The following is a 9634-nucleotide window of genomic DNA, read 5'->3' as shown; positions in this document are numbered from 1 at the left end:
ATCCCTTTTTGATCGGTGTGTGGTGGGCTGGGTTTTGTGTATACGAGACCGCCCCAGAAGGCCCCGGGGTCGAAGGGGCAGCGCCCCTGGAGGATGGGACGGGTAGGGGCGGCGGGGGCGAAACCCTCCCACCCGCACCCCACCCGCACCCCACCCGCACCCCACCCGCACCCCTCCCGCCCAACCCCGGCACCCCGCCCCCACCGGCGGTACGCTGACCAGGCACATCCGCACACCCGCACGTACCGCACCCACCCGCCCCAGAAGGGACCCGTCATGCCGCTGGAAGCCGGCCTCCTGGAGATCCTCGCCTGCCCGGCCTGCCACGCTCCCCTCAAGGAGCAGGACGCCGAACTGATCTGCACCGGCCAGGACTGCGGCCTGGCGTACCCCGTCCGCGACGGCATCCCCGTCCTGCTCGTCGACGAGGCCCGCCGCCCCGCGTAACGCACCGCCACGGTCACGGCACCGGCGTAACGACGCCAGGGCCGCGACCGCGGTAAGGCGACCGGTGCAGGGCGACGGCGTAAGGCGCCCGGCATCCCCGGCGTCGGCCGCCGCTCGGCCACCGGTTCAAGGCGACCGGATACCAGCTCAAGGCGAGCGGCGACTGGGCACCGGCTCAAGGCGACCGACCGCCCCAAGCCGCCCCGCCCACAACCGCAAGGCCCCACAGCCCGGCGAACACACCCCGCAAAACACCCGCATCACCGCACCCCACCCCACCAGACCCGCCCCCACCCGCCCCGGCGACCGGAGGCTGCCGCCCATGCTCGACGAATCGCTGCTCGACACGCCGGAGGCGCTCGCCGAGGCCGACCACCGCGCCCTGCTCCGCGGCGCGGCCGAAGCCGGCGCCCGTGTCCGCACCGCAGCCCGCCACGCCGTAGAAGCCGGCGTCCACGACCTCAAACCCGACGGCCGCCCCCGCGCCATCCTCATCGCGGGCCCCGGAGCCGCCGCCAGCTGCGTGGCCGACCTCCTCGGCACGCTCGCCGGCGCCACCAGCCCCGTAACCCGACTGGCCCCCTCGGGCGTCGCCCCCGCCGCAGGCGCCCTGCGCTGGGAGCTGCCCGGCTGGGCCGGCTCCGTGGACCTGCTGCTGATCACCACGCCGGACGGCACCGAACCCGGCCTGTCCATGCTCGCCGAGCAGGCCTACCGCCGCGGCTGCACGGTCGTCGCCGTGGCCCCCGCCCGCACCCCGCTCACCGAAGCGGTGCACGGCAACCACGGCCTCTTCGTGCAGATGGCGACCGCCCCGTACGAGGAGGACGAACCCCTCGCCGCCTCCGCCCCCGGGGTCCTGTGGGCGCTGCTCACCCCGCTCCTGGCGCTCCTCGACCGCACCGGCATGCTCACGGCCCCACCCGACGCGTTGGAGAAGGTCGCCGACCGCCTCGACCACATCGCCGAACGCTGCGGGCCCGCCATCGCGACCTACAGCAACCCTGCCAAGACCCTGGCCGCCGAACTCGCCGACGCGCTCCCACTGGTCTGGACGGAGGGCGTGTCCGCCGGCCCGGCAGGCCGCCGCTTCGCCGCCGCGCTCGCCGAGCTCTCCGGCCACCCCTCCCTCGTCGCCGAACTGCCCGAGGCGCTCGCCTCGCACAGCGCCCTGCTGGCCGGCCGGCTCGCGGCGAGCGCCGACCCCGACGACTTCTTCCGCGACCGGGTCGAGGAGACACCCGCGCTGCACGCGCGCGTGGTGCTGCTGCGCGACCGCCCGATGGCCGGCCTCACCGCCGCGCCGTCCGCCCGCGACCTGGCCCTGAGCCACGACACACCCATCAGCGAACTGGAGCCGGAGCCCGGCGACGAACTCGAAACCCTCGCGGAACTGATCGCCATCACGGATTTCGCCGCCGTTTACCTTGCGCTCGCCTCGGGAGCCTGATCTATCCCAGGACGCCTTGACAGCCGTACGCCCAAGGAACCGGCAGCCGTACGCACGGCGAACTCGCGTCCTCCCCAACGAGACCGCACCGCACGGACCGCACGGACCGCACCGCACGGACCGCGCAGCACGGACAGAGAGCAGGCAGAGACCCGCATGGACCGCCTCGACAACACCATCCGCCCCTACGCCTGGGGTTCCACCACCGCGATTCCGCAGCTCCTCGGCGTCGAGCCGACCGGCGAACCGCAGGCGGAGATGTGGATGGGCGCCCACCCGGGCGCACCCTCGCGCACCGCGCGCGGGACGCTCGTCGAGGTCATCGATGCCGACCCGGAGCGCGAGTTGGGCGCCACGGCCGTCGCGAAGTTCGGCCCCCGCCTGCCGTTCCTGCTGAAGATCCTCGCCGCCGGAGCCCCGCTCTCCCTCCAGGTGCACCCCAACCTGGCGCAGGCGAAGGAGGGTTACGAGGACGAGGAGCGCCGCGGCATCCCCGTGGCCGCCGGTCACCGTAACTACAAGGACGCCAACCACAAGCCCGAACTGATCTGCGCGCTCACCGAGTTCGACGGCCTGTGCGGCTTCCGCGCCCCCCTCCGGGCCGCCGACCTGCTGGACGGCCTCGGCGTCGACTCCCTCAAGCCGTACGTCGACCTCCTGCACGCCCACCCCGAGGACGCGGCCCTGCGCGAGGTGCTCACCGCGATCCTCACCGCCGACCCGGACGACATGGCCGACACCGTCGCCGATGCCGCGGCCGCCTGCTCCCGCCTCGGCGGCGACTACGCCCCGTACGCCGACATCGCCCACCACTACCCCGGCGACCCCGGCGTCATCGCCGCCATGCTCCTCAACCACGTCCGACTGCAGCCCGGCGAGGCCCTGTTCCTCGGCGCCGGCATCCCGCACGCCTACCTCAACGGCCTCGGCGTGGAGATCATGGCCAACTCCGACAACGTCCTGCGCTGCGGCCTGACCCCCAAGCACGTCGACGTCCCCGAACTCCTGCGCATCGTCCGCTTCGAGGCGGGCGACGCGGGAGTACTGCGCCCGGAGGCCGCCCCGGACGGCGAGGAGGTCTACGAGACCCCGATAGACGAGTTCCGCCTGTCCCGGTACGTCCTCCCGGAGGGCACCGTCGCCCACGACCTCACGCGCGCGACCCCGCAGATCCTGCTCTGCACGGCGGGTTCCGTCCGCACCGGGGAGCACGAGCTGACGCCGGGCCGGTCCGTCTTCGTACCGGCGGGCGAAAAGGCCGAAGTGTCCGGTGCCGGTACGGTCTTCCGGGCCACGGTCGTCGCCTGACCGAGGCCGTCCAACGACCCGGCGCACCATTGTCGGACCGGGCTGCAACAATGGCCCACCGGCAAAGGAAGGGCAAAGCCGTCGGGGGCGCACGCTCCCCTCGACGATGCCCCGGACGGCGCACCGGCGTACGTACGAAGGTCACGCAGGCCACGAGGGCTCCGAAGGCCACGAAGGTCGCGCAGGCCACGAAGGCTCCGAAGGCGAAGGGACAACGCGACACATGAGCGCGTCAGGCGGTACCAAGGCGATCGTGGCGGCACTCGCCGCCAACCTCGCGATCGCTGCATCGAAATTCGTGGCGTTCGCGTTCAGCGGTTCGTCGTCGATGCTCGCCGAGGGTGTGCACTCGCTCGCCGACTCGGGCAACCAGGCCCTGCTGTTGGTCGGCGGCAAGAAGGCCCAGCGCGAGGCGACCCCGCAGCACCCCTTCGGCTACGGCCGCGAGCGCTACATCTACGCCTTCCTCGTCTCGATCATCCTGTTCTCGGTCGGCGGCATGTTCGCCCTCTACGAGGGCTACGAGAAGATCAAGCACCCGCACGAGATCGAGCACTGGTACTGGCCGGTCGGCGTGCTGGTCTTCGCGATCATCGCCGAGGCGTTCTCCTTCCGGACCGCCATAAAGGAATCGAACGTCCTGCGGGGCCAGAAGTCCTGGACGGAGTTCATCCGCCACGCCAAGGCCCCCGAGCTGCCCGTGGTCCTGCTGGAGGACTTCGGCGCGCTGGTCGGCCTGGTCCTCGCCCTGGGCGGCGTCGGCCTGGCCCTGATCACCGGCGACGGCGTCTGGGACGGCATCGGCACCGTCTGCATCGGCATCCTGCTCGTCCTGATCGCCGTCGTTCTGGCCGTCGAGACCAAGTCGCTGCTGCTCGGCGAGGCCGCGGGCGTCGAGGAGGTCACGAAGATCGAGGCCGCCATCGTCGACGGCGACACCGTCCCCCGCATCATCCACATGCGCACGCTGCACCTCGGCCCCGAGGAACTCCTGGTCGCCGCCAAGATCGCCGTCCGGCACGAGGACACCGCCGCCGAGGTCGCCACCGCCATCAACGCCGCCGAGGCCCGTATCCGCGAGGCCGTCCCGATCGCCCGCGTCATCTACCTCGAACCCGACATCTACAGCGAGGCCGAGGCCGCCAAGGGCGCCGACCGCGAGGCGACCCCCGGTGGACCGGCCCAGCACAGCACCGACCACTGATTCCGGTACGGCAGCCGCCTGCCCGGCAATCTGCCTGCGCGGCCACTCGGCCGTACGACGACGGGGGCCCGCCGAGCCGATCGGCGGGCCCCCGTCGTACATCCCCTCGCGGACCGTCAGAAATGCTGGGGCCACAGAGCGACCTGCGCCGCCGGCCGCCGACGAATACTCCCCGCCGTGATCCCTAGGACGAGCCCGACGAGCGCGAGGAGAAGCCCGAGCAACGTGGCCGCGGCGAGCAGCATCGGCACCGCGTAGCTGTCGGTCACCCGGCCCATGACCGCACCGGCGGGCACGGTCCCGCCGTGGTCCTCGGCGAACTCACGGGAGTCGCGCGAGTTCTGCCGATGGTCGCCGAGCAGGAACAGCCGCCCATCCGGCACCGTCACGTCGTACGCGCGGTGCAACCCGTCGCCGACGCCGTCCTTCACATACGGCTCCCGAAGCGGCTTCCCGTTCAGGGTGAGCCGATCCCGTGCCGTGTTCATGCCTTCGCAGCAGACGATGCGGTCGCCGCCCACGCCGATGACGCGCTGCATGACGACCGCGTCCTGGTAACGCTCCGGCACCGTGTACAGCACCACATCGCCGCGCCCCACCTCCCCCGCGCCGACCCGCTCGGCGACGATCCGGTCGCCGACGTCGTACGTGGGCCGCATGCTCTCGCTCGACACGCTGGACAGCACATAGTCCGTCCGCAGCCACAGCACGGACCCGATCACCAGCGCCAGCCCCAGTGGCCCCATCACCCACGCCGCCACCGCGAGTCTTCGTCCCTGCTCCATCAGCGCTTCCTCCCCACGCGGAACGTCCGCGGCGGCAGAGGGTAGCGCCCCTGCGTGAAGCGCCCGCGCGGGCCCACGGCACGACGGCCGCGGGCCCGCACTTCGGCTACCGCCTCTCGCTCGGGTGGCAGTTCCACGCTGCTGAACCGCCACCCATTCCGGCTACCGGATCTCGCTCAGCACACCGAGCACCGCGGCTCCGTCCCCGGCCGCGAGCAGCCGCTCCCGGAACCCCGGGTCCACCAACTTCCGCGACAGCAGCGCCAGAATCCGCAGATGCTCGTCACCCGCGGCCGCCTCCGGTACGGCGATCATGAACACCAGCCTCGCCTTCGTACCGTCCAGCGAGCCCCACTCGACGCCCTCCGAGGACCGCGCGAAACCGACGACAGGCGCGCTGACCGCATCCGTCTTGGCATGCGGAATCGCGATCTCCTCACCGAGCCCGGTTGTCCCCTGCGCCTCCCGCCGCAACGCGGTCGCCACCAACTCGCCCACGTCCGCGACCTTCCCGGTACGCGCCAGCAACTCGGCCATCTCCTGAATCGCGGCCTCCTTGTCGGCCGCACCGAGCTCAACCTCCACGGTCTCCTCGGTGAGGTAACCGGACAGAACCTCGACCGAGCCACCACCGGCATCCGCCACGTCGCCCGCCTCGGCCTCACCCGCAGCCGTGTCCGCTTCACCCACGGCAGCCTCCGATACAGAACCCTCCGATACGGCAGCCTCCGACTCGGGTACGACCCGCTGGGCTACGACGTCACCGGCCCCCGGCACGACACCGACGGCACCAGCCCCGGCCACTCCGACGCCGGCTCCCACCAGCACAGGCTCGGCCCCGGCCACACCCGCGCCGACGACCGTCTCTCCGCGCCGCCTGCGCTCGCCCAGGTCGACGAGGGCGACCGTCGTCAACGCGGTGATGGCCGACCCGATCACCACGGCCACGAAGAACATCGGCACGCCGCTCACCGCACCCAGCACGGCCACGATCGGCCCGCCGTGCGGCACCGCGTCCTCGACACCGGCGACCCCGGCGAGGGCACCGGCCACCGCGCCGCCCAGCATGTTGGCGGGGATGACCTGGGCGGGCCGTGCCGCGGCGAACGGGATCGCGCCCTCGGAGATGCCGAAGCAGCCCATGAACAGCGAGGCGAGCCCGGTCTCCCGCTCCTGCTCGGTGTACAGCCGCTTCCGGATCAGCGTGGCCAGGCCCTGACCGAGCGGCATGACCGGGATCGCCGCCGCGCACATGCCCATGACCGTCTGGTTGCCGGTCGCGATGAGCCCGGCGCCGAACAGGAACGCCGTCTTGTTGACCGGCCCGCCCATGTCGAACGCGATCATGAGCCCCAGAATCGCCCCGAGCAGGATCGCGCTCGTGCCGGTCATCCCGCTGAGCCAGCTGGTCAGATGCTCGAACACCCAGGAGATCGGCTTGCCGAGCACGTAGATGAAGAACAGCCCGAGCACCGTCGTCGCCACGATCGGGATCACGATGATCGGCATGATCGGCTGCACGAACCTCGGGACCTTGACCTTCTTGATCCACAACACCAGATACCCGGCGAGGAACCCCGTCACGATCGCCCCGATGAACCCGGCGCCCGCCTTGGAGTCGTACAGCTCACCGGTATTGGCTATCCAGCCACCGATCATGCCGGGCACGAGGGCGGGCCTGTCCCCGATGGCATACGCGATGTACCCGGACAGGATCGGCACCATCAGCGTGAAGCCGATGACACCGATGTTGTTCACGTCCATCCAGAAGGAGTCCTTCGGGATGACCAGGCCGCCGGACGGGTCGGTGTGCCCGCCGAGCGAGAGCGAGATCGCGATCAGCAGCCCGCCGACCACGACGAACGGGATCATGTAACTGACTCCGTTCATCAGCGCCTTGTACCCGACGCTGCGTTGCTTGCCGCCGCCGGCCGTGGGGGCCGTGGGGGCGCCCCCTGCCGTGTGCACGGGCGCCGACAGCACCTGCTCGATCAGCCGCTCGGGGTGGCGAATGCCCTCCGCCACCCCGACGGTGAGGACCCGCTTGCCCGCGAAACGGCTCAGATCCACGTCCTTGTCCGCGGCGACGATGATGCCGTCCGCGTGATTGACATCGTTGTCATCGAGGACGTTTTCAGCCCCGATGGATCCCTGGGTCTCCACCTTCATGTCGATACCGCGGCTCTCGGCGGCCTGCGCGAGTTTCTCCGCCGCCATATAGGTGTGCGCGATGCCGGTCGGGCACGCGGTCACCGCGAGCAGCTTCAACCGCTTGCGCTCGCCACCGTCGCTGCCCGTGGGGGGAGGGCCGGCCGGACTGGTCACATCGATCTCCTAACGCCTTTGTCATGCGGAACCGTCGTCCCGGACGCCCCGCAAGATCGACCAGATGTTCCGATCTCCCGGGCATCCTGCACCACCCGGCCGCCGACTCATAGGCCCGAAGATTCCCGTTCATCCCGCTTCACCACCTCCTGTCGACCGTTCGTTGGTGTCCTGTTATCGCTCCCGCCCATCACGCCCACACCCGACAGCCACCTCACCGCCCGCCGACACGACACCTTCCGCCGCCCGCAGTGGGCGGCGGAGGCACTGCATCCAGCCACCTTCCGCCGCTGCTCACGCCCCCGCCCTCCCGCCCCGAACCCCCTGAAGGCGCGATCTGTTCGCAGGCGGACTGGGGACGGCCGGACCTCCCGGTGTAGCTTGGGTCAGAGCCAGACGTCGCTGCTGATGGCGGTCGGGCGGTCCCGACATGGACCGACCGAGGGAGAGAGGGCCTCCGACGGACTGCGCTGCGCGTACGCGGGCATGCCTGTGTCCTCTTCGGGCACCCCGGTGTCCGCCGCCGCGCAGACCAGCCGTACCCACCCTCGACCCAACCCCGAGGAGCAGCTCGCAATGACGACTGTCGAGAACCGACAGGACTTCAAGGTCGCCGACCTCTCCCTGGCCGAGTTCGGCCGCAAGGAGATCACCCTCGCCGAGCACGAGATGCCCGGCCTGATGGCGATCCGCAAGGAGTACGCCGAGACCCAGCCGCTGGCCGGCGCCCGCGTCACCGGCTCCCTGCACATGACCGTGCAGACCGCCGTCCTCATCGAGACCCTGGTCGCCCTGGGCGCCGAGGTCCGCTGGGCGTCCTGCAACATCTTCTCCACCCAGGACCACGCCGCCGCCGCCATCGCCGTCGGCCCGAACGGCACGCCCGAGAACCCGCAGGGCATCCCGGTCTTCGCCTGGAAGGGCGAGACCCTGGAGGAGTACTGGTGGTGCACGGAGCAGGCCCTGACCTGGCCGAACACCCCCACCGGCGGCCCGAACATGATCCTGGACGACGGCGGTGACGCCACCCTCCTCGTCCACAAGGGCGTCGAGTACGAGAAGGACGGCAAGGTCCCCTCCGTCGACACCGCCGAGTCCGACGAGCACCGCGTCATCCTCGAACTCCTGCACCGCACCATCACGGACGGCTCGCAGAAGTGGACCCAGCTGGCGTCCGAGATCCGCGGCGTCACCGAGGAGACCACGACCGGCGTCCACCGCCTGTACGAGATGCAGCGCGACGGCGTCCTCCTGTTCCCGGCGATCAACGTGAACGACGCCGTCACCAAGTCGAAGTTCGACAACAAGTACGGCTGCCGCCACTCGCTCATCGACGGCATCAACCGAGCCACCGACGTCCTGATCGGCGGCAAGACCGCGGTCGTCTGCGGCTACGGCGACGTGGGCAAGGGCTGCGCGGAGTCCCTGCGCGGGCAGGGCGCCCGCGTGATCATCACCGAGATCGACCCGATCTGCGCCCTCCAGGCGGCGATGGACGGCTACCAGGTCACGACCCTGGACGAGGTCGTCGACAAGGCCGACATCTTCATCACCACGACCGGCAACAAGGACATCATCCTTGCCTCGGACATGGCCAAGATGAAGCACCAGGCGATCGTCGGCAACATCGGCCACTTCGACAACGAGATCGACATGGCCGGCCTCGCGAAGATCCCGGGCATCGTCAAGGACGAGGTCAAGCCGCAGGTCCACACCTGGACCTTCTCCGACGGCAAGGTGCTCATCGTGCTGTCCGAGGGCCGCCTGCTGAACCTGGGCAACGCCACCGGCCACCCGTCGTTCGTGATGTCCAACTCCTTCGCGGACCAGACGCTGGCCCAGATCGAGCTGTTCACCAAGCCCGACGCCTACCCGACCGGTGTGTACACGCTGCCCAAGCACCTGGACGAGAAGGTCGCCCGCCTCCACCTGGACGCGCTCGGCGTGAAGCTGACGACGCTGCGCCCCGAGCAGGCCGCGTACATCGGCGTCGAGGTCGAGGGCCCGTTCAAGCCGGACCACTACCGCTACTGAGCCGAGCCGCCGCCTGGCCGAGGTGTAGCCGGGCGGCGCCGCTTGAGCCGGGTTGCCGGACGACGGAGTTCGCCCGGCAAC

The 9634-nt window shown here is 70.8% G+C and carries 7 protein-coding genes; 5 read left to right on the top strand and 2 right to left on the bottom strand.

What is annotated here, in order from left to right:
• Nucleotides 1-276: 276 nt before the first annotated feature.
• From ACFWYS_RS45745 to ACFWYS_RS45730, 4 genes are all read left to right on the top strand, one after another.
• Entirely contained in the window at nucleotides 277-447 is a 171-nt protein-coding gene (locus ACFWYS_RS45745; protein WP_020940431.1) for a Trm112 family protein, read from the top strand.
• Nucleotides 448-769: 322 nt separating this feature from the next.
• A complete protein-coding gene (locus ACFWYS_RS45740; RefSeq protein ID WP_384782818.1) occupies nucleotides 770-1897 on the top strand; it encodes an SIS domain-containing protein in 1128 nt (375 codons plus the stop codon).
• Nucleotides 1898-2053: 156 nt separating this feature from the next.
• Nucleotides 2054-3205, top strand: a complete 1152-nt coding sequence (manA, locus tag ACFWYS_RS45735) for a mannose-6-phosphate isomerase, class I (RefSeq protein ID WP_384782816.1) — start codon at nucleotides 2054-2056, stop codon at nucleotides 3203-3205.
• Between the two features lie 223 nt (nucleotides 3206-3428).
• Nucleotides 3429-4409: a cation diffusion facilitator family transporter gene (locus ACFWYS_RS45730; protein ID WP_384782815.1), complete on the top strand. Its 981-nt coding sequence runs from the start codon at nucleotides 3429-3431 to the stop codon at nucleotides 4407-4409.
• Nucleotides 4410-4525: 116 nt separating this feature from the next.
• Here the strand turns inward: ACFWYS_RS45730 and lepB are convergent, their stop codons facing one another.
• Both lepB and ACFWYS_RS45720 read right to left on the bottom strand, forming a co-directional pair.
• On the bottom strand, nucleotides 4526-5194 hold the full coding sequence (lepB, locus tag ACFWYS_RS45725; protein ID WP_384782813.1) for a signal peptidase I: 669 nt from the start codon (nucleotides 5192-5194) through the stop codon (nucleotides 4526-4528).
• Between the two features lie 162 nt (nucleotides 5195-5356).
• On the bottom strand, nucleotides 5357-7519 hold the full coding sequence (locus tag ACFWYS_RS45720; protein WP_384782811.1) for a fructose-specific PTS transporter subunit EIIC: 2163 nt from the start codon (nucleotides 7517-7519) through the stop codon (nucleotides 5357-5359).
• A gap of 576 nt (nucleotides 7520-8095) precedes the next feature.
• On the opposite strand from ACFWYS_RS45720, the gene ahcY reads away from it, so the two are divergent.
• Nucleotides 8096-9553: an adenosylhomocysteinase gene (ahcY, locus tag ACFWYS_RS45715; RefSeq protein ID WP_384782809.1), complete on the top strand. Its 1458-nt coding sequence runs from the start codon at nucleotides 8096-8098 to the stop codon at nucleotides 9551-9553.
• Nucleotides 9554-9634: the final 81 nt, after the last annotated feature.

Source organism: Streptomyces sp. NPDC059010, assembly GCF_042740355.1.
Taxonomy (GTDB): Bacteria; Actinomycetota; Actinomycetes; order Streptomycetales; family Streptomycetaceae; genus Streptomyces.
This window is presented reverse-complemented; position numbering and strand designations above follow the sequence as displayed.

Bases quoted from the DNA above. Each gene is read 5' to 3' on its own strand.
- ACFWYS_RS45745 (WP_020940431.1), top strand. From the start codon at position 277: ATGCCGCTGGAAGCCGGCCTCCTGGAGATCCTCGCCTGCCCGGCCTGC.
- ACFWYS_RS45740 (WP_384782818.1), top strand. From the start codon at position 770: ATGCTCGACGAATCGCTGCTCGACACGCCGGAGGCGCTCGCCGAGGCC.
- manA (WP_384782816.1), top strand. From the start codon at position 2,054: ATGGACCGCCTCGACAACACCATCCGCCCCTACGCCTGGGGTTCCACC.
- ACFWYS_RS45730 (WP_384782815.1), top strand. From the start codon at position 3,429: ATGAGCGCGTCAGGCGGTACCAAGGCGATCGTGGCGGCACTCGCCGCC.
- lepB (WP_384782813.1), bottom strand. From the start codon at position 5,194: ATGGAGCAGGGACGAAGACTCGCGGTGGCGGCGTGGGTGATGGGGCCA.
- ahcY (WP_384782809.1), top strand. From the start codon at position 8,096: ATGACGACTGTCGAGAACCGACAGGACTTCAAGGTCGCCGACCTCTCC.